The organism is Klenkia sp. AC732 (assembly GCF_979256525.1).
In genome coordinates this window covers 1-19201 of record NZ_CEEDOS010000060.1, presented here as the reverse complement: position 1 = coordinate 19201, position 19201 = coordinate 1, and the positions used below count along the sequence as shown (strand labels likewise).

The 19201-nt window shown below is 76.0% G+C and carries 21 protein-coding genes; 6 read left to right on the top strand and 15 right to left on the bottom strand.

The genetic code is table 11. The annotated features are described in order from the left end of the window. The first annotated feature begins 72 nt into the window (after window positions 1-72). Window positions 73-954 (top strand): diacylglycerol/lipid kinase family protein, encoded by an 882-nt coding sequence (locus AC0IVP_RS20460; RefSeq protein ID WP_471758995.1) that lies wholly within the window; start codon window positions 73-75, stop codon window positions 952-954. Window positions 955-974: 20 nt separating this feature from the next. Here AC0IVP_RS20460 and AC0IVP_RS20455 read toward each other — a convergent pair whose 3' ends face one another. From AC0IVP_RS20455 to AC0IVP_RS20440, 4 genes are read right to left on the bottom strand one after another with little or no spacing between them, the layout of a single operon-like run. Then, window positions 975-1769 carry an SDR family NAD(P)-dependent oxidoreductase gene (locus AC0IVP_RS20455; protein ID WP_471758993.1) on the bottom strand — a complete coding sequence of 265 codons (795 nt, stop codon included), beginning with the start codon at window positions 1767-1769 and terminating at the stop codon, window positions 975-977. Next, window positions 1762-4218 (bottom strand): phenylalanine--tRNA ligase subunit beta, encoded by a 2457-nt coding sequence (gene pheT, locus AC0IVP_RS20450; RefSeq protein ID WP_471758991.1) that lies wholly within the window; start codon window positions 4216-4218, stop codon window positions 1762-1764. Before pheT ends, AC0IVP_RS20455 begins: the two co-directional genes overlap by 8 nt. Next, window positions 4215-5282 carry a phenylalanine--tRNA ligase subunit alpha gene (gene pheS / locus AC0IVP_RS20445; RefSeq protein ID WP_056291794.1) on the bottom strand — a complete coding sequence of 356 codons (1068 nt, stop codon included), beginning with the start codon at window positions 5280-5282 and terminating at the stop codon, window positions 4215-4217. The genes pheT and pheS overlap by 4 nt, the downstream gene beginning before the upstream one ends. Before the next feature lie 28 nt (window positions 5283-5310). Continuing rightward, entirely contained in the window at window positions 5311-5949 is a 639-nt protein-coding gene (locus AC0IVP_RS20440; RefSeq protein ID WP_056291792.1) for a TetR/AcrR family transcriptional regulator, read from the bottom strand. 72 nt (window positions 5950-6021) lie between these two features. On the opposite strand from AC0IVP_RS20440, the gene AC0IVP_RS20435 reads away from it, so the two are divergent. From AC0IVP_RS20435 to AC0IVP_RS20425, 3 genes are read left to right on the top strand one after another with little or no spacing between them, the layout of a single operon-like run. Next, on the top strand, window positions 6022-6609 hold the full coding sequence (locus AC0IVP_RS20435) for a sugar O-acetyltransferase (protein WP_471758989.1): 588 nt from the start codon (window positions 6022-6024) through the stop codon (window positions 6607-6609). A gap of 11 nt (window positions 6610-6620) precedes the next feature. Next, window positions 6621-7166 (top strand): TetR/AcrR family transcriptional regulator, encoded by a 546-nt coding sequence (locus tag AC0IVP_RS20430; protein ID WP_235564594.1) that lies wholly within the window; start codon window positions 6621-6623, stop codon window positions 7164-7166. Further along, complete coding sequence (locus AC0IVP_RS20425) at window positions 7163-8356, top strand: MFS transporter (RefSeq protein WP_056291782.1); 1194 nt, start codon at window positions 7163-7165, stop codon at window positions 8354-8356. Before AC0IVP_RS20430 ends, AC0IVP_RS20425 begins: the two co-directional genes overlap by 4 nt. On the opposite strand, the gene AC0IVP_RS20420 is transcribed toward AC0IVP_RS20425, so the two are convergent. From AC0IVP_RS20420 to AC0IVP_RS20375, 10 genes are all read right to left on the bottom strand, one after another. Beyond that, window positions 8336-9919, bottom strand: coding sequence for an ABC transporter permease subunit (locus tag AC0IVP_RS20420; RefSeq protein ID WP_471758987.1), 1584 nt, complete (start codon window positions 9917-9919; stop codon window positions 8336-8338). The genes AC0IVP_RS20425 and AC0IVP_RS20420 overlap by 21 nt on opposite strands. Beyond that, complete coding sequence (locus tag AC0IVP_RS20415; RefSeq protein WP_471758985.1) at window positions 9916-11397, bottom strand: ABC transporter substrate-binding protein; 1482 nt, start codon at window positions 11395-11397, stop codon at window positions 9916-9918. Before AC0IVP_RS20415 ends, AC0IVP_RS20420 begins: the two co-directional genes overlap by 4 nt. Further along, window positions 11394-12677: an MFS transporter gene (locus AC0IVP_RS20410; RefSeq protein WP_471758983.1), complete on the bottom strand. Its 1284-nt coding sequence runs from the start codon at window positions 12675-12677 to the stop codon at window positions 11394-11396. The genes AC0IVP_RS20415 and AC0IVP_RS20410 overlap by 4 nt, the downstream gene beginning before the upstream one ends. Continuing rightward, window positions 12674-13444 (bottom strand): ABC transporter ATP-binding protein, encoded by a 771-nt coding sequence (locus AC0IVP_RS20405; RefSeq protein ID WP_471758981.1) that lies wholly within the window; start codon window positions 13442-13444, stop codon window positions 12674-12676. Before AC0IVP_RS20405 ends, AC0IVP_RS20410 begins: the two co-directional genes overlap by 4 nt. Next, window positions 13441-14193: an ATP-binding cassette domain-containing protein gene (locus AC0IVP_RS20400; protein WP_471758979.1), complete on the bottom strand. Its 753-nt coding sequence runs from the start codon at window positions 14191-14193 to the stop codon at window positions 13441-13443. The genes AC0IVP_RS20405 and AC0IVP_RS20400 overlap by 4 nt, the downstream gene beginning before the upstream one ends. A gap of 99 nt (window positions 14194-14292) precedes the next feature. Continuing rightward, window positions 14293-15084 (bottom strand): TrmH family RNA methyltransferase, encoded by a 792-nt coding sequence (locus AC0IVP_RS20395; RefSeq protein ID WP_471758977.1) that lies wholly within the window; start codon window positions 15082-15084, stop codon window positions 14293-14295. Window positions 15085-15168: 84 nt separating this feature from the next. Further along, window positions 15169-15555 carry a 50S ribosomal protein L20 gene (gene rplT, locus AC0IVP_RS20390; protein WP_056291759.1) on the bottom strand — a complete coding sequence of 129 codons (387 nt, stop codon included), beginning with the start codon at window positions 15553-15555 and terminating at the stop codon, window positions 15169-15171. Between the two features lie 40 nt (window positions 15556-15595). Then, window positions 15596-15790 carry a 50S ribosomal protein L35 gene (rpmI, locus tag AC0IVP_RS20385; RefSeq protein ID WP_056291754.1) on the bottom strand — a complete coding sequence of 65 codons (195 nt, stop codon included), beginning with the start codon at window positions 15788-15790 and terminating at the stop codon, window positions 15596-15598. Between the two features lie 37 nt (window positions 15791-15827). After that, window positions 15828-16457 carry a translation initiation factor IF-3 gene (gene infC, locus AC0IVP_RS20380; protein WP_235564598.1) on the bottom strand — a complete coding sequence of 210 codons (630 nt, stop codon included), beginning with the start codon at window positions 16455-16457 and terminating at the stop codon, window positions 15828-15830. A gap of 314 nt (window positions 16458-16771) precedes the next feature. After that, window positions 16772-17224, bottom strand: coding sequence for a PH domain-containing protein (locus AC0IVP_RS20375; protein ID WP_235564593.1), 453 nt, complete (start codon window positions 17222-17224; stop codon window positions 16772-16774). A gap of 19 nt (window positions 17225-17243) precedes the next feature. On the opposite strand from AC0IVP_RS20375, the gene AC0IVP_RS20370 reads away from it, so the two are divergent. Further along, complete coding sequence (locus AC0IVP_RS20370; RefSeq protein WP_471758975.1) at window positions 17244-18308, top strand: MBL fold metallo-hydrolase; 1065 nt, start codon at window positions 17244-17246, stop codon at window positions 18306-18308. Continuing rightward, window positions 18305-18886 (top strand): uridine kinase family protein, encoded by a 582-nt coding sequence (locus AC0IVP_RS20365; protein WP_471758973.1) that lies wholly within the window; start codon window positions 18305-18307, stop codon window positions 18884-18886. The genes AC0IVP_RS20370 and AC0IVP_RS20365 overlap by 4 nt, the downstream gene beginning before the upstream one ends. Before the next feature lie 7 nt (window positions 18887-18893). On the opposite strand, the gene AC0IVP_RS20360 is transcribed toward AC0IVP_RS20365, so the two are convergent. Next, window positions 18894-19103 (bottom strand): hypothetical protein, encoded by a 210-nt coding sequence (locus AC0IVP_RS20360; RefSeq protein WP_471758971.1) that lies wholly within the window; start codon window positions 19101-19103, stop codon window positions 18894-18896. Between the last annotated feature and the right edge of the window lie 98 nt (window positions 19104-19201).

The following is a 19201-nucleotide window of genomic DNA, read 5'->3' as shown; positions in this document are numbered from 1 at the left end:
CCCCCGCGTCGGCCATGATCAGCCCGCCGGGACGCCGCCGTCCCCCGCCCCACCCCGACGAGAGGCCCGACGGTGTCCGCGTTCGACCGGATCGTGATCGTGTTCAACCCGCACAGCACCGGTGACGCCCCCACCTCGGCGCGCGAGCTGCGCGCCGAGCTGTCCGACCGGCTCCCGGACACCCCGGTGGAGCTGGCCCCCACCCAGCACGCCGGCCACGCCCGCGACCTGGCCCGCGAGGCCGCCCGCACCGGGCGCCCGCTGGTGGTCTCGGTGAGCGGCGACGGCGGCTACAACGAGGTCGTCGACGGCGTCATGCAGGCCGGCAACCCCGACGCCGTCGCCGCCGTCCGGGCGGCCGGCAACGCCAACGACCACCGCCGGACGACGCGGACCCGGCCGCTGGCCGACGCGATCGTCGCCGGTGACGTGACCCGGATGGACCTGCTCCGGATGACCCTCGTGCACGGGGACGCCGAGGAGGTCCGGTACGCGCACTCCTACATCGGCATCGGCATCACCCCGGTCGTGGCCGTGGACATCGAGGCCGGCGGCAAGGGCTCCTGGCGGGAGATCGTCTCCGTCGTCCGCGGCTTCCGGGCCTTCCACCCGTTCCCCGTCCGACTGGAGGACGGGTCGGTCCTGGAGATCGACAGCGTGCTCTACGCGAACATCTCCCAGATGGCCAAGGTGGCCAAGCTGTCGGACTCCGGCCGCCCGGACGACGGCCACTTCGAGCTGGTGGTCAACAAGCGCGCCGGCAAGCTGCGGGTGCTGGCCACCGCGGTCAAGGCGGCGACCGTGGGCCTGGGGCCCCAGCCGACGACGACGCACCACGAGCTGACCGTGCTGACCCCGATGCCGCTGCAGATGGACGGCGAGCTGGTGGAGGTCGAGGCCGACACCCGGATCACCGTGAACATCGCCGCGGGGGCGCTGCGCACCCTGTTCTGAGCCGCCCGCGGGGACACCTCTCAGGCGACCGGGTCGTCGTCCCCGTGGGGCAGCAGTCGGAGCTGACGCTGGGTTGCGGCCGGGGTGATACGGGACAGCGACTCGACGGTGTCCTTGCCGGCCCGGACGAAGCGGCCCGACCAGGCGTCCAGCCGGCCGGCCCCGATCGCGGCAACCAGGTCGACGACGGCCTCCACCGGCGTCCACTCCTCGTAGCCGTCCCACATCGCCATCGAGCGGGTCATCGGGGTGTCCACCACGCCGGGGGCCACGTCGAAGGCCAGCACCCCGGAGGCGGCGAGGGCCTCGGTGATCCGCAGCTGGCCGGTCTTGCCGACCGAGTAGGCGGTGTAGTCCGGGTTCGACCGGGTCGACATGCCCGAGGCGATGTCCACGACCCGTCCGGTGCCGCGGGCCACCATCCCGGGGACGACGGCCTGCACCAGGTGGAACGGTCCGCGGACCTGGCTCTCCACCACCGACCACCACTGCTCGGGGTCGGCCTCCCAGACCGGCACCTCGGCGGCGTCGATCAGCCCGGCGTTGTTGACCAGCAGGTCGACCGGGCCGAGCTCGGCCTCCACCCGGGCCACCGCGGCCCGGACGGCGGCGAGGTCCGCGACGTCGGCGGAGACGGCCAGCGTGCGCGACCCGGTGGCGGTGGCGACGTCGGCCATCGCCGCCGCCAGCCGCTCGGCGCCGCGGGCCAGGCCGGCCACCGAGGCCCCGCGCGCGGCCAGGCCCTCGGCGAGGGCCCGGCCGATCCCGGTGGAGGCCCCGGTGACGAGGGCGACGGTGCCGTCGAGGTCAGCCACGGAGGACGGCTCCCGTCGCCTGCGTCGCGGCGGCGACGGCGGCGTCGAAGGCGGCCTGCGCCTCCTCGCCGGTGAGTGTCCGGTCCGGGGCACGGAAGACGAAGGCGTAGGCCAGCGACCGGTTGCCCTCCCCGACCTGGGTGCCGGTGTAGAGGTCGAAGAGCCGCAGGTCCTCCAGCAGCTCCCCCGCCCCCGACACCAGCGCGGCCCGCACGGCGGACTCGGGGCGGTCCTCGGCCACGACCAGGGCGGCGTCCATCCGGACCGGCGGGAACGCCGAGATGGCCGGGCCCTGCGCGACCGGGCGGTCGGGCAGCGCGTCGACGTCGAGCTCCATGACCGAGGTGCGCGCGGGCAGCTCCAGTGCGGCGCACACCCGGGGGTGCAGCTCACCGGCGTGGCCGACGACGGTGTCACCGACCAGCAGCTCGGCGCAGCGGCCCGGGTGCCAGGGCGCCTGGTCACCGGCGCGCACGGTCAGCTCCACCCCGGCCGCGTCGGCGACCAGCCGGGCGGCCTGGACGGCGTCGGCCCACACGGCCGGGCGGCCCGGGCCCCACCAGCCGCGGGGCTCCCGGTTGCCGGCCAGCGCCACGGCGACGTGCCAGGGCTGCGCGGGGACGGCGCCGAGCAGGGCGGCCAGCGTCTCGTCGTCAGGACGGCGGTCGACGGCGGGCAGCGGGGCGACCGCGCCGTCCCCGGGCGGGAAGACCGCACCGTGCTCGAAGACGGCCAGGTCGCGCTGCCCACGGCCCAGGTTGCGGGCCAGCGTGGCCAGCAGCCCCGGCAGCAGGGACGTGCGCAGCGCCGGCTCCTGCTCCGAGATCGGGTTGCGGAGGGTCAGCAGGCCCTCGGTGGGCAGCCCGAGCGCCTCCAGGGCGGTCCGGCCGACGAACGGGTAGGCCGGGGCCTCCACGTAGCCGGCCTCGGCCAGGGCGCGACCGACGGCCCGGCGGCGGCGCTGGGTCGGCGTGAGGCCGCGGCCCGGGGGCACGGTGGGCAGCACCGAGGGGATCTCGTCGTAGCCGACGGCGCGGACGACCTCCTCGACCAGGTCGGCCGGGTCGGTGAGGTCCGGGCGCCAGGACGGCGGGGTGACGGCCAGCCGGCCGCCCTCGGCACCGACCGTGCAGCCGACCGTGGTGAGCGAGTCGATCACCTGGTCGCTGCTGATCGGGATGCCGGCGACCCGGGCCGGACGGTCGGCGTCCACGGCGATCTGCGGCCGGGGGGCGCGGGCGTCGACGTCCACGACCCCTCCGACGACCCGGGCACCGCCGTGCTCGGCCAGCAGGGACGCCGCCCGGGCGAGGGCGACGACGGTGACGTCGGGGTCGGTGCCGCGCTCGAAGCGCTTGGCCGCCTCGCTGGGCAGCTTGTGCCGGCGGACGCCCCGGGCGATGCCGGTGGGCTCCCAGTGCGCGGCCTCCAGCAGCACCGCGGTGGTCGTCCCCGAGATCTCGGTCGAGGCCCCGCCCATGACACCGGCCAGCCCGATGGGGCCGGAGTCGTCGGTGATCAGCAGGTCGTCGGCGTCCAGGGCGCGGTCGACGCCGTCCAGGGTGGTGAGCCGCTCGCCGGGAGCCGCCGTCCGGACGACGACGGGGCCGCGGACGGCGTCCCGGTCGAAGGCGTGCATCGGCTGGCCGAGCTCGACCATCACCAGGTTGGTGACGTCGACGGCCAGCGAGATGGACCGGATGCCGGACTGGGCCAGCCGGCGCCGCAGCCACCAGGGGCTGGGCGCGGTCGGGTCCAGCCCCTCCATCGCGAGCACGGAGAACCGGTCGCAGCGAGCCGGGTCGGCGACCTCGACGGTCCAGGCGGGCTCGCCGGGCCAGGCCGGCGGGGTGGCCGCGGCCGGGTCGCGCCAGTCGACGCCCAGGGCGCCGGCGACCTCGCGGGCGATGCCGCGGATGGCCATGCAGTACCCGCGGTCGGTGGTCACCTCGAGGTCGAACACGACGTCGTCGGTGCCCACGACCGGGCCGGCCGGGGTGCCCGGGGCCGGACCGTCGGTGCCGCGGCCCAGGACCAGGATGCCGTCGTGGTCCTCGCCCACGCCGAGCTCGCGGCTGCTGCAGATCATCCCGTCGGAGACGCGCCCGTACGTCGTCCGGGCGGCGATGGCGAAGTCACCGGGCAGCACGGCACCGGGCAGGGCCACGACGACCAGGTCGTCGACGGCGAAGTTGCGGGCGCCGCAGACGATGCCCTGGGGCTCGGGGTCGCCGACGTCGACCTGGACGTGGCGGATCGGCTTCTTGAAGCCGGTGAGCTCCTCGATCACCAGCACCCGGCCGACGACGAGCGGGCCCGTCGTCTCCGGCACGCGCAGCACCTCCTCGACCTCGAGGCCCTGCCGGACGAAGACGGCGTCCAGCTCCTCGACGCCCGTCCCCGCGGGGAGGTCGACGTGCTCGGACAACCAGCTGACGGGGACCTTCACTGCTCGACTCCGAACGCTCGCGTGAACCGGACGTCGCCCTCGACGATGTCGCGCATGTCGCCGACGCCGTGGCGGAACTGCAGGGCCCGCTCGATGCCCATGCCGAAGGCGAAGCCGCTGTAGACCTCCGGGTCGATCCCGCAGGCGGTGAGGACCCGGGGGTTGACCATCCCGCAGCCGCCCCACTCGACCCACTGCGGGCCGTCGCGGTGCTCGGGGAAGAAGACGTCGAACTCCGCCGAGGGCTCGGTGAAGGGGAAGAAGTGCGGCCGCCAGCGGATCTGTGCGTCGTCCCCGAAGAGCGCCTTGGCCAGCGCCTCCAGGGTGCCGCGCAGGTGGGCCATGGTCAGCCCGCGGTCGACGGCCAGGCCCTCGACCTGGTGGAAGACCGGGGTGTGCGTGGCGTCCAGCTCGTCGGTCCGGTAGACCCGGCCCGGCGCGACGACGTAGATCGGCGGGGTGCGCTCGAGCATGGTGCGGGCCTGCACCGGGCTCGTGTGCGTGCGCAGCACCAGGCCCGAGCCCTCGGGGGCGACGAAGAAGGTGTCGGCCAGCGAGCGAGCCGGGTGGTCGGGGCCGGTGTTGAGGGCGTCGAAGTTCAGCCACTCGCTCTCCAGCTCCGGGCCCTCGGCGACCTCGTAGCCCATCCCTACGAAGACGTCGGCGATCCGGTCCTGCAGCGTGGTCAGCGGGTGCCGGGCGCCGCGGGGTGCGCGGTCGAAGGGCAGCGTGACGTCGACGCGCTCCTCGGCGAGCACCCGCTCGTCGCGCTCGGCCTCCAGCACGGCCAGCCGGGCGGCGTGGGTGTCGGTGAGCGCGACCCGGGCGGCGTTCACCCGCTGGCCGGCGTCCTTGCGGGCGGCCGGGGGCAGCGCGCCGAGCTCGCGGCGGGCCAGCAGCACCGGGGCACGGTCACCCAGGTGCGCCGGCCGGACGGCGGCCAGGGCCTCCAGGTCGGCGGCCCCGTCGAAGGCGGCCACCCCGGCCGCGACGGCGGCGTCCAGGGCGTCTGCGGACAGCGCAGCCACCTGTTTGGGGTCGTAGGGGTCGTTGGCGCCAGACACGGGAGGCCATTCTGCCCTCCCGGCCTCCTCAGTCCTGCGGCGCCGGTGGCAGCAGGGTCGACAGGCCGCCCCAGGCCAGTGCGGTGAGCTGGTCGACGAGCGCCTCGGCGGGGACGGTGCGGGCGGTCGACCACCAGTGCGCGGCCAGCTGGACCATGCCGACCGTGCCGTAGGCCCAGGTCCGGGCGGGGGCCGGGTCGAGCCCCGCGTCGGTCAGCCGCTCCCCCATCACCCAGGCCAGCGCCTCGGCGACCTCGCGCTCGGTCTGCGCCACCAGGTCCGCGCGGCCGGCCCGGCCCGCCTGGGCGTAGGCGAACCGGTAGAGCGCGGGTTCGTCCTCGATGATCGCCACGAACGCGGCGACGACGGCGCGGACGCGCGCCACGTCGTCGGCACGGTCCAGGGCCAGCTCGCCGAGCAGCCGGGGCAGCAGGATGTCGCTGCTGATCTGCGCCAGGACGGCGTCGACCAGTTCGTCCTTGTCGGCGAAGTACCGGTAGATCACGGTCTTGCTGACCCCGGCCGTGCGGGCGACGTCGTCGACGGCGAGCTCGGGTCCGGTGCGGCGCACGGACTCGACCGCGGCGGTGACGAACTCCAGCCGGCGCTGCCGGCGGTGCTCGGTCCACCGGGAGGAGCGGCCGTCGGAGCGTCCGGCTGGGGTCACCCCGGCAGTCTCCCAGGCGGAACGGCGCGTTGTTGTGTACGTACGTACACATCGCCGGCTAGGGTCCCCGCCGTGACCGCCCGAGACGACGACCCCCGCACGATGCGCGAGCGCATGCTGGCCGGCGACGCCTACGTCGCCGACGACCCGGTGCTCACCCAGGAGAACGGCCGCGCCCAGCGGCTGACGATGCAGTACAACGCGATCGACCCGCTGGACGGCGCCGCCCGGCGCGCCCTGCTGGAGGACCTGCTCGGCGCCTTCGGGCCCGGCAGCACCATCCGCGCCCCGTTCCACTGCGACTACGGGTACCAGACCACCGTCGGTGCCCGGACCTTCGCCAACTGGGGCCTGGTCGCCCTCGACGTCGGCCGGATCACCATCGGCGACGACGTCCAGATCGGCCCGAACGTCCAGCTGCTCACCGCCACCCACCCGGTGGAGCCCGGCCCGCGGCGGGACAAGTGGGAGGGTTCGGCCCCGATCACCTTGGGGGACAACGTCTGGCTCGGCGGCGGCGTCGTCGTGCTGCCCGGGGTCACCATCGGGCGGGACACCGTCGTCGGGGCCGGCTCCGTCGTCACCCGGGACCTGCCGGCCGGCGTCGTCGCCGTGGGCAACCCGGCCCGCGTCGTCCGGCACATCGGCACGTCGGAGTGACCACCGCGCCGGTGACCCGCCGCGTCGACCCCGACCGCCGGGACCGGCTCGTCGACGTCACCATCGACGTGATCGCCGAGCACGGGGTGGCCGGCACCACCGCCCGGCGGATCGCCGCGGCCGCCGACGTCCCGCTGGGCTCGGTGACCTACCACTTCGACGGCCTCGCCGACCTGCTGCGGGCCGCGTTCACCCGGCACGCCGAGCAGATGGCCGTCCGCTTCCGGGCGCACTTCGCCCGGGCCACCGACCGCGCCTCGATGCTGGACGCCGCCGTGGACTTCGTGCACGACGGGCACTGCGCCACCCCGCGCGACTGGGCGGTGGCCTACGAGCTCTACCTGGCCGCCCTCCGCGAGCCGGCGCTGCGCGAGGTCACCGAGGCCTGGATGCACAGCAGCCGCGAGAGCCTGGGCCGGGTCCTGGACCCCGAGCTCGCCCGCGCCCTGGACGGCGTCATGGAGGGCCTGACCATGCACGCGATCCTCACCACCGCCCCGCCCACCCCCGAGGAGACCCGCACCGTGCTGGCCCGCGTCCTGGAGCTCACCCCGTGAGCGCCGCCGTCACCACCCCCACCCGGGCGCTGCAGCACGCCCGGGTCGCGGTCGCGGCCTGCTTCGCCCTCAACGCCGTCTTCTACGCCAACCTGGTGCCCCGGCTGCCCGAGCTGCGCGACGAGCTCGGCCTGTCCAACGCGGCCCTGGGGACGGCGCTGGCCGCCGCCCCGCTCGGTGCCCTGGTCGTCGGCCCGGTCGCCGCGGTGCTCATCGCCCGGCTGGGATCGGGACCGGTGGCGTCACTGGGGCTGCTGGGCCTGGGCGTCGGCGTGGCCGGTGCGGCCGCGGCACCCGCGTGGTGGGTGCTGGCCCTGGCGCTGCTGCTGGTCGGCGCCCTGGACGCGATCGTCGACGTCGCCCAGAACGCGCACGGGCTGCGGGTGCAGCGCGGCTACGGCCGGTCGATCCTCAACGCGCTGCACGGGTTCTGGAGCCTGGGCGCGGTGGCCGGCGGCCTGCTCGGTGCCGGCATCGCCGGGCTGGGCGTTCCGCTGGAGGTGCACCTGGGCGTCTCGGCGGTGGTCTTCGGCGTCGTCGCCGTGCTGATCCGGGCCTGGATGCTCCCCGGCCGGGACGACGTCGACGCCACACCCACCGAGGCGGCACCACCGGTCGCCGGGGTGCGCAGTGCCCGCCGGTCGGCCGTCGGGGCGCTGGTGGTGCTCGGGCTGCTGGCCGCCGGCGCCGCGTTCGTGGAGGACTCCGCGGCCTCGTGGAGCGCCATCTGGCTGCGCGACGACCTGGGCGCCACCGTCGTCACCGCGGGGCTGGGGTTCGTGGCCTTCCAGGTCGCGATGACGGCCGGGCGGCTCACCGGGGACCGGGTGGTGGACCGGTTCGGCCAGCGCCGGGTCGCCCGGGTCGGCGGCGCGGTCATCGCCGCCGGCTTCGTCCTCACGCTGGCGCTGCCGTCGGTGCCCACGACGGTGGTCGGGTTCGCCCTCGCCGGGCTGGGCGTGGCGACGCTGGTGCCCGCGGTCTACGCCGCCGCCGACGCGCTGCCCGGCCTGCCCACCGGGGTCGGGCTGACCGCGGTCAACCTGCTGCTGCGGATCGGGTTCCTGGTGTCCCCGCCGCTGATCGGGTTCGTCTCCGACGTGCTCAGCCTGCGGGTGGCGCTGCTGTCGGTGGTGCTGGCCGGGGTGCTGGTGCTGGTGCTGGGCCGGTCACTGCGGGCGCGGGTCTGACAGCGCCGCGACCACACCCAGCAGCACCAGCCCGAGCGCCGGTGCCGCGACCACCCAGGGCGCGCGCTCCAGGTAGCCGGTGGTCTCGGCCAGTGCCCGTCCCCACTCCGGGGACTCCGCGCCGGCTCCCAGGCCGAGGAACGACAGCCCGGCCAGCGCCAGTGCGGCGAGCGTGCGGGTGTGCACCGCCAGCGGGATCCAGGCCACCAGGGCGACGGCCAGGCAGGCCGACAGCAGTCCCGGTCCGGCCACCGCGGCGACGACGATGCCGACGACGACGGCGGGCAGCGCGTTGAGCACGTCCGCGGTCCCGGTCCGGTCCGCGCGCCCGAGCAGTCCGACGGCCAGCCCGACCGCCAGCGCGACCGAGGCCAGTGCCACGGCGAGGCCGACCGAGACCAGCGCACCGTGCCCGAACCGGGCCAGCACGTCCCGGCCCAGCGGGTCGGCACCGAAGGGGTGCGCCCAGGACGGTGCCGCCAGCCGGGCGCCGACGTCCTGCGACGCCGGGTCGCGCAGCAGCCCGGCCAGCACGGCCAGGGCGAGCACCGTGGCGACGGCGAGCGCCGAGCGCCGGGGACGCCGTCCGGCGGGCACGACCTCGGGGGTCAACCCGCTGCCGGTCAGTGCCGGGCCCAGCAGCAACCGGTGGGCGAGCACGCCGCCGCCCCCCACGAGCAGCCCGAGGCCCACGAGCAGCACCACGGCGGCCTGCACGACCGGCACGTCGGGCACGAGCGCGGCGTCCAGCGCGAGCCCGCCCAGGCCGGGCAGGTCGAAGACCGCCTCCACCACCGCGGCCGCGCCGAGGGTGCCGACCAGCAGCAGCAACACCTGCGGGACGACGACGCTCAGCGCCCGCCGGCCCAGCGCCGTCACCACCGCACCGCGCCGCACCCCCGCGGCCCGCCAGGTGCGCACCCAGGACTCCCCCGCGACCGCGGCCACCGCCCCCGCCAGCAGCCGGGCGAGCACCCCGGCCGCGGGGACGCCGAGGGCCAGCACGGGCAGCACCAGGTTCGCCGGCCCGGTGAAGCCCGAGGTGGGCAGCAGGCCCCAGCCCACGGCGACCACCGACACCAGCAGGACAGCCAGCACGAACTCGGGCAGCGCCGCGAGCGCGCCGCCCACCGCGGCCCCCGCGCCGCCCCCGGTGAGCCGTCCGTCGGCGGCCCGCAGCAGGGCGGGCACGGTGAGCAGCACCGCGAGGACGAGAGCGACCAGGCTGGCGGTGCCCGCCACGGTGAGCGAGACGCCGAGGGCCGGCAGCAGGGTGTCCGCGACCGGTGCACCCGACACCCAGGAGGTGCCCAGGTCGCCGGTGACCAGCCGGCCGAGGAAGCCCAGGGTGCCGGTGACCGGGTCGGCCGGCAGGTCCAGCCGGTCGCGGACGGCCGCCAGGGCCGCCGGGTCGGCGGTTCGGTCGACCTCCCGGGCCCGGAGCACGCCCAGCGCCGGGTCGTCCCCGGACAACCAGGGCAGCGCACCGACCAGCAGTGCGGCGCCGACCAGGGCGCCGAGGACGCCGAGCGGGCGGGTGAGCCGGGAGAGGACCGGCGTCACCGGCCGGTCGTGGTGGCGACGGTGACGACCTGCCGCTCGAAGGGGTCCTCCCCCACGCCCTGCACGGCCTGGGCCACCCCGGTCCGGCTCTGCTCGTGCAGCACCGGCACGACCGCCCCGGTGGAGAGCACCGCGGCCTCCAGGTCGGCGGCGGCCTGCCGGCGCGCGACCGGGTCGGTCAGCTCCCCGGCGGCGGCCACCGCGGCGTCGACAGCGGGGTCGCACAGCCGCGCGAGGTTGTAGCCGCCCTCGCAGGTGTGGTCGGTGCCGAAGTAGCCGATCGGGTCACCGGTGTCCAGCAGGGTGAGCCGGCTGCCCAGCACCGCGTCGAAGGCACCGGCGAGCAGGTCGGGCTCCAGGGTGGCGTAGGTCTGCACGACCACCTCGACGGTGAACCCGGCACCGCGCAGCTGCTCGGCGAGCACCGCGGCGGCCTCGGGCAGCTCGGGCCGGTCGTCGTAGGTGGCCAGCCGGATCGACGCCCCGGCCGGGTCGGCCGCGGCCGGCAGCGAGGGTGCGGGGCGGGCGGCGGCGCCGAGGGTCGCGTCGGTGAGCAGGCCGGGGGCCTCGTCGGCCTGCCCCTCGAAGACGCCGTCCACCACCGGGCCGGGGTCCACGGCGGCCACCGCGGCGGCCCGCAGGCCCGGGTCGGTGAAGACGCCGGAGGCGGTGTTCAGCGAGAGCGCGGTGACCCGCGGCAGCGACGTCGTCACCACGCGCTCGTCGTCGGAGAGGGTCGCCAGCTGGGCGATCGGGATGCCCTGGACGACGTCGAGCTCACCGGCGCGCAGCGCGGCGGCACGCGCGCCGGCGTCGTCGACGAAGCGGACGTCCACCCCGTCGGCGGCCGGGGTGCCGTCCCAGTACCCGGTGGCCGCGTCCAGCGTGGCCGCCTCGGCGCCCTGCACGGCGGTGATCGCGTAGGGGCCGGTGCCGTGACCGACCGGGTCGGGGGCGGCACCGTCGGTGTAGGCCGCCGGGGACAGCACCACCAGCGCCGGGGCGCCCAGCCGCTGCACCAGCAGCGGGTCGGCCTGTGCGGCCTGCACCTGGACGGTGTCCCCGTCGACCGCGGTGGCGGTCAGGGCGACACCGGCGAGCACCCGCAGCGGCGGGTCGGCGGCCGCGGCGGCGTTGAGCGACCCGGCGACGGCCTCGGCGTCCATCGGAGTGCCGTCGTGGAAGACCACGTCCGCGCGCAGGTCGACCAGCGCGGTGCGGTCGTCGACGGACTCCCAGGAGGTGGCGAGCTGGGGCTGCGCGGTGCCCGAGGCGTCGAAGACGACGAGGCTCTCCGCGGCCCCCATCCGGGTCAGCAGCACGGCGTCGTCGGTCCACGGCGAGAGCGCGGCCACCGGCGGGAAGGCCAGCGCCAGCCGGATCCGGTCGGCGCCGTCAGCACCGGCGTCACCGCTGCCGGAGAAGCAGCCGCCGAGCAGGACGACCGGGGCGGCGAGCAGGGCGGTGCGGCGCTTCACGGGGCTCCTACGGGCTGGGGGGCGGGGACGATGCGGCGGGTGAGCAGGAGGAGGCCGACGGCGGAGGCCGCGGGCAGTGCGGCGAGCACCAGCCAGGGGACGGCGGCCGCCGGCTGCGGGGTCTCGGCGAGGTCGAGCAGCGCACCGATCCCGGTGCTGCCGACGAGCACGGCCAGCCCGCCGGCCGAGGCCAGCACCCCGAAGTGGGCGCCGAGCCGGCGCTCGCCGGCCAGCCGGGGCACCAGGTCCTGGGCGACGGGGACGGCGATCATCTGGCCGGTGTAGAGCAGCAGCACGAACCCGACGGCCGGGGCGAGGGCCAGCACGCCGTCGGCCGGGGCCAGCGGGGCCAGCACGGCGACCAGCAGGAACCCGGCGCTCATCAGAGCGAAGCCCAGCGGCAGCGCCCGGCGGGCCCCGGCGCGGCGGGCCCGGGTGGTGACCGGCAGCTGGAAGGCCAGCACGCTGACCGCGGCCAGTACGAACAGCCAGCCCAGCGCGCCCTGGCCGCCGGTGGCCCGGGTCAGCTCGACCGGCAGGGCCAGGTACAGCTGGTTGTAGGACAGCAGGTAGGTGCAGTAGCAGACGGTGAAGGCCAGGAAGCGCCGGTTGCGGAGCACCTGGCCCCAGCCCGCGGTCATCGGCTCGACCTCGCCGACGCCGGTGCGCAGGTCCCGGGGCAGCAGCACCAGGTGCGCGACCAGGACGACGACGAAGACCCCGGCGGCCACCACGCAGGTGACCCCGAACGGGACGGCGAGCAGCAGCGCACCGAGCACCGGGCCGGTGACCGAGCCCAGCTTGGAGGCGATCGCGTCGAGTCCGAACACCTCGGCCCGGGTGGCGACGCCGGCCTCCTCCAGCTGGCGGCCCTGGTCGGCCAGCGCGGACTCCACGGCCGGGGAGAACAGCGCGGCGGCGAACCCGACGAGCACGGCACCCAGCAGCACCCCGGGCAGGCTCTGCACCACCGCGAGCACGAGGAAGCCGAAGATCCGGATGACGCAGCCGACGACCACGACCGGCTTGACGCCGAACCGGTCGGCCAGCCCGCCACCGAGGAAGAACAGGCCCTGCTGGCTGAAGGTGCGGATGCCCAGCACCAGCCCGATGACGCCGCCGGCCAGCGCGAGGTCCTCGCTCAGGTGCACCGCCAGGAACGGCACGACCAGGTAGAAGCCGATGTTGAAGGCGAGCTGGGAGGCCAGCAGCAACCGCGGGACGGCGGGCAGCCGGCGGACCAGCACCCACGGCGCCCACCCGCGCCCGGCCCGGGTCACGAGCCCACCTCCGCCAGCGTCGGGACGGCGTCCAGCAGCCGGGCGGTGACCGGGCTGGCGGGGTGCCCGAACACCTGCCCGACCGGGCCCTCCTCGACCGGCCGGCCGGCGTCCAGGACGAGCACCCGGTGCGCCAGGTGCTGCACCACGCCCAGGTCGTGGGAGACGACGAGCAGGGCCAGGCCCTCGGCCTCGCTGACCTCGCGCAGCAGGTCGACCACCTGCAGCCGGACGACGACGTCCAACGCGCTCACCGGCTCGTCGGCGACCAGCACCTGCGGGCGCGGGGCGAGCGCACGGGCGATCGCCAGCCGCTGCCGCTGGCCGCCGGAGAACTCGTGCGGCCACCGGCGGGCGGCATCGGGCTCCAGACCCACGGCGACCAGCAGCTGCGCGACCCGGGCGGTGTGGTCGCCGGGCACCCGCAGGCACGCCAGCGGTTCGGCGACGGCGTCCCCGACCCGGATCCGGGGGTGGAAGGAGCGGGCCGGGTCCTGCGGCACGGTCTGCACCGCCCGCCGGAACCAGCGCAGCGAGCGCGGGGACCCGGGACGGACCGGCCGGCCGGCGAGGGTGACGGTGCCGGCGTCAGGGGTGTCCAGGGCGAGCAGCAGCCGGGCCAGGGTGGTCTTGCCCGACCCGGACTCCCCCACCACCGCCAGCCGCTCGCCGGGGTGCAGGCGCAGCGAGACGCCGTCCAGCGCGGGGGCCGCGGACCGGTCGAAGTGCCGGCCCAGGCCCTCGGCGACGAGCAGCGGGGCGGTCACCGGTGCACCGCCAGGGCCCGGGACGCGGCGACGACGTCGGCCAGCCGGGGATCGGCCAGCACGTCGGCGACCGGACCGTCGGCGACCAGCCGGCCGCCCTCGAGCACCAGCAGCCGGGAGCACAGCCGGGTGGCGACGGCGAGGTCGTGGGTGACCAGCAGCAGCGCCGCCAGCCCCGGGCCGGTGACCCGGTCCAGCAGGTCCAGCACGCCGGCCTGCACGGTGACGTCCAGGGCCGAGGTGGGCTCGTCGGCGACCAGCAGCCGCGGGGCGCCGACCAGGGCCAGCGCGAGGGCCACCCGCTGCCGCTGCCCACCGGACAGCTGCGCCGGGTACCGGCGGGCCAGCCCGTCGAGACCGACCTCGGCCAGCAGCGCCCCCGACCGGGTGCGGGCCTCCCCGCGGGCCACCCCCTGGGCACGCAGCGGGAGGGCGACCTGCCGGCCGACCCGGGTGAGCGGGTCCAGCGCGGTCCCCGGGTCCTGGGCGACCAGGGCGGTGACCCGGCCACGCAGCGGGCGCCAGGCGGCGGCCGACGCCCCCACGACCTCGGTGCCCTCGACCCGGACGCTGCCGCTGACCGTCGGGCCGGGCGGCGTCAGGCCGAGCAGGGCCGCGACCAGCTGGGACTTCCCGGCCCCGGAGGCGCCGACGACGCCGACCCGCTCGCCGGGCGCCACCGCGAAGGAGACGCCGTCCACGAGGGGGCCGCCGGGGACCCGGACGGTCAGGTCGTGCACGTGCAGCACTGAGCGGGCTCCTCGGGTGGGTGAGACCCGACCCTAACTGCAAGGAGTTCGCATCAACGACTGCGCATCTGCTCAGGCAGAGGTGGACGTGCGGTGCCCTCAGCCCTGGGCGAGCTGGGTGGCGTACAGGCAGATCGCGGCGGCGACGGACAGGTTCAGCGACTCCGCCCGACCGCGCATCGGCACCCGGACCCGGTGGTCGGCGCGGGCGGCCAGGCCGGCGTCCAGCCCACGGGCCTCGTTGCCGAACAGCCACAGCACCGGCCCGGCGAGCAGGCCGTCGTCCCCGGCGGTGTCCAGGGCGACCTCGCCGTCCCCGGCGGCGGCCAGCACGGTCACCCCGGCCGCCCGGACGACGTCCAGCAGCGGCTCGAGCGGTGCGGAGCGGACGACGTCGACGTGGAAGAGGCTGCCCGCCGAGCTGCGCACGACCTTGCCCTGGAAGGGGTCGGCCGACCCCGCGCCGAAGACCACGGTGCCAGCCCCGCAGGCGTCGGCGGTGCGCAGCACGGTGCCGGCGTTGCCGGGGTCGTTGAGCTCGGCCAGCGCGACGGCCAGCCGCGGCGGGTCGCTGGCCAGCGTCCCCGCGGAGACGTCACGCAGCGGGCAGACCGCGACGAGCCCCTGCGGGGTGACGGTCTCGCTGAGCCCGGCGGCGGCCTTCTCGGTGACCACCCGCACCGGCACCCCGGCGCCGGCGAGCAGGTCGCGGTGGGCGTGCGCGGCGGCCTCGGTGGCGAAGACCTCGACCGCTCCCCCGGTGTCCAGCGCCTCGACCACGGACTGCCGGCCCTCGGCCAGGAACAGCCCCGCGGCGTCGCGACCGGCCCGGCGGGTGAGCTTGCGGGCGGCGGCGACGCGGGCGTTGCGCTCGGTCAGCGGTTCGGTCACGGGGTCCTCTCGGGGGACAGACGACGACGCCGCCGGTACCGGGCGGCTGCCCGGCGCCGGCGGCGTCGTGGGGTGCTGCTCGAACTAGGCGGCGACGCCGGTCTGGTTCGGGGCGGCGGCGACCGCGGCGCGCGCGGACTCCACCAGGGCCGCGAAGGCGGCGGGCTCGTTGACGGCCAGCTCGGCCAGGACCTTGCGGTCCAGCTCAATGCCGGCCAGCTTCAGGCCCTGCATGAAGCGGTTGTACGTCATGTCGTTCTGGCGGGCCGCGGCGTTGATCCGGGTGATCCACAGCTTGCGGAAGTCGCCCTTGCGGACCTTGCGGTCGCGGTAGGCGTAGGTGGCCGAGTGGAGCAGCTGCTCCTTGGCCTTGCGGTACAGACGCGAACGCTGCCCCCGGTAGCCGCTGGCGGCCTCGAGAGTCGTCCGACGCTTCTTCTGGGCGTTGACCGCCCGCTTCACGCGTGCCACGTGAGTACTCCTCTAGATCGTGTGTGGGTGGGGGGCCGGCTCAGATGCCGAGCAGCTTCTTCATGCGGGGCGCGTCGGCGGGCGACAGCACCTCGGTCCCCTTCACACGGCGCTTGCGCGAGGAGGACTTCACCTCGAACTTGTGCTGGTTGTTCGTGTGCTCGCGGACGAGCTTCCCGGAGCCGGTCACGCGGATGCGCTTGGCCGTGCCCTTGTGGGTCTTGTTCTTCGGCATGTCCTCGGTCCTCTTCGGTGGTCTGGGTCGGGCCGGCTCAGGCCTGGTCGGCCTCGGCGGGCTGCGCCGGCGCGGCCGGGGCCGCTGCGGGTGCGGGTGCCGGTGCGGCGGCGGGCTCGGCCTCGGCGGCCTTGGCCTTCTTGCGCTCCACGATCTGGGCCTGCTGCGCCGCCTGGTTCCGGTGCGGCGCGATGACCATGACCATGTTGCGGCCGTCCTGCTTGGGGTTGGACTCCACGACACCCAGCTCCGTGACGTCGCCGGCCAGACGCTGCAGCAGCCGGTAGCCCATCTCCGGGCGGGACTGCTCGCGACCGCGGAACATCACGGTGATCTTGACCTTGTCGCCGCCCTTGAGGAAGCGGACGACGTGGCCCTTCTTGGTCTCGTAGTCGTGCGGGTCGATCTTCAGCCGCAGACGCATCTCCTTGATGACGGTCTGCGTCTGGTTACGACGGGCCTCGCGCTCCTTCTGAGCGGCCTCGTACTTGTACTTGCCGTAGTCCATCAGCTTGACGACGGGCGGCCGGGCCATGGGAGCGACCTCGACGAGGTCGAGCTCGGAGTCCTGGGCCAGGCGCAGGGCCTCGCCGATCGGCACGATGCCGACCTGCTCGCCCTCGGGTCCGACGAGGCGGACCTCGGGGACGCGGATGCGGTCGTTGATGCGGGGCTCGGTGATGGCCTCTCCTCTGCGTTCAGCGATGAGGAGTCAGCGTCCCGACCCGGGAGGTCACTGGCCGAACGAGTGGTGGCCCCGTCGGCTGTGCCGACGGGGCCCACTCGTCCGGTCACGCCCTCGACCCGCGTGAGCAGGTGGGGCGAGACGGGACCGGCGGACCGGCCCCGTTCTTCCGGGGACCTGGGCGCCTGTGACGGCGCCAGGTGGGAGCGGGCTCCTCTTGGTGCGACAGCCCGGGGCGGGGCCGTCGCGGTTGGTGCGCCTCATGTAGCGGGGTGAGGCGTCGCCAAGACTACCCCTCACACACGGCTGGCGGCCAGCAGGGCCCGCATGCCCTCCACCGCGCGCACCGCGCGCTCGCCGTCGGCGGCCTGCACGGCCAGCACCGACATCTCGTCCTCGTTGCTCAGCAGCAGGCTCGCCCAGGGCGAGTGCTCGTCGAACCGGACCGCCCGCACCTGGTCCCAGGGCACCAGCGCGGTGTTGACGATGTTGCGCACCTCGAGCCCCTCGGCGGAGGCCCGCAGCCGCGGGCGGGCGCAGTAGAGCAGTGCCCCGCCGATGGCCAGGCCGATGCCCGTGGTGGCCACCTGGTCCGACGTCCGGAAGGCCACGACGCCGGTCGTGGAGGACTTCAGCAGGATCGACACGGTCACCATCACGGCCACCACCAGCACGGCCATGAGGGCGAACCAGATCCGCATCCGCCGGGGGGTCGCCTCGATCGTGGCCGGGACGGTGGGTGCGCTCACGCCCCCTACTGTCCCAGTCGTGTCGACCGCCAGCGAGATCACCGGGACCGCCCAGCACGCCGCGTGGCAGGCCAGGGCGCTCCCCCCGGTGGAGCAGCTGCGCCCGGACCTGTGGTCGATCCCGGTGCCGATCCCGCACAGCCCGCTGCGCTACGTGTCGGTCTACGCCTTCGCGCTCACCGGTGGCGGCATCGGGCTGGTCGACTGCGGCTGGCTCTCCGAGCCCGGCTGGGAGGCCCTCACCGGCGGCCTGACCGGCATCGGCAGCTCCGTCGGGGACGTCCGCGGCGTGCTGGTCACCCACATGCACTACGACCACCTGGGCCTGGCCGGCCGCGTCCGGGAGGCCAGCGGTGCCTGGATCGCGATGCACCCGGCCGACGGCGACGTCGTCCGCGCCTGGAACCGCCGGGACGGCGCCCAGGCGGTCGCCCGCAACGTGGAGTTCCTCGTCGGCCTGGGTGCCGACGCCGACACCGCGGCGGCCGACGTGGGCAGCCCGGAGCGGTGGACCCGGTTCACCGAGATGGCAGTGCCCGACCGCGACCTGCTCGACGGCGACGTGGCCGACTTCCCGGGCTGGTCCCTGCGGGCGGTGCACACCCCCGGGCACACCGCCGGGCACCTGTGCTTCGCCGAGGAGCGCACCGGCCTCTTCCTGTCCGGGGACCACGTGCTGCCCCGGATCAGCCCCAACATCTCCACCGAGTCCGGCGGGGCACCGGACCCGCTGCGGGACTACCTGTCCTCGCTGGGCGCCGTCCGCGACCGGCCCGAGCCGACCGAGGTGCTGCCCGCCCACGAGTGGCGGTTCACCGGGCTGGCCACCCGCGCCCAGGAGCTGCTGGACCACCACGAGACCCGGCTCGCCGAGCTGCTGGCCGCCGTCCGGGCACACCCGGGCAGCACCCCGTGGGAGCTGGCCGCGCACCTCACCTGGTCCCGGCCCTGGTCCTCCTACGAGCGCGGGATGCGGGTCTTCGCGGTCACCGAGACCGACGCCCACGTGCGGCTGCTGGCCAGCCGCGGGGACGTCGTCCCCACGCCGGGTCCGGTGCCCGGGTGGACCGCCGCCCAGCGGTGAGGACGGTCGCGCTCGCCGACCTCGCGGCCCGGGTGCGGACGGCGACGCCCCGGCTGGGCCGCACCCGGTTGGTCTGCGTGGACGGGCCGGCGGGCTCGGGCAAGACCACGTTCGCCGACCAGCTGGCCGCAGAGCTCGGCGCGCCCGTCGTCCACCTGGACGACCTGTACGAGGGCTGGACGCTGGAGGGCATGACCCGGCGGCTGGCCGAGTGGGTGCTGGAACCGGTCGCGGCGGGGCGCGACGCCGTGTTCCCCGCCTACGACTGGGCGCGGGCCGAGTTCGCGACGCCCACGACGGTGCCGGCCGGGGAGGTGCTCGTGGTCGAGGGCTGCGGCTGCGGCGCGCGGGAGCTGGCCGACCGGATGTCGTTGCTGGCGTGGGTGCAGGCACCGCCGGGGGTGTGCGCCCGCCGGTGGGCGGCCCGCGGTGGCGCGCAGATGGCGGCCTTCCAGCCGGCCTGGGCGGCGGCCGAGGCCGAGGTGTTCGCCCGGGAGGACACCCGGGGGCGGGCCGACCTCGCGGTGGACGGCGACCCGCCGACCCCGCCCCCGGCGGGGAGCTGGGCGCTGCTCTGACCCCGGGTCAGTCGTCGTCGTCCTGGTCGTCCTGCTGGTCGTCCTGCTGGTCCTCCTGGTCGTCCTGCTGGTCCTCCTGGTCGTCCTCCTGGTCGTCCTGCTGCTCCTCGACGCCGTCGGCCACCCCGCCGCCGCAGGCGGTGAGGGTGCCGCCGGCGGTGAGGACCGCCAGACCGGTGACGAGGACGGTCAGGGGACGACGCAGTCGCAGGCTCATGCGGGCAGGGTGACCCAGGACCGTCCGGTCCGCCCGGTGACTACCGTGGCCGGGCGTGGCTCTCCCCGCTCTGCTCGCCCCACCCCCCACCTCCTCCC

Bases quoted from the DNA above. Each gene is read 5' to 3' on its own strand.
- AC0IVP_RS20360 (WP_471758971.1), bottom strand. From the start codon at position 19,103: ATGAGCCTGCGACTGCGTCGTCCCCTGACCGTCCTCGTCACCGGTCTG.
- rpmI (WP_056291754.1), bottom strand. From the start codon at position 15,790: ATGCCGAAGAACAAGACCCACAAGGGCACGGCCAAGCGCATCCGCGTG.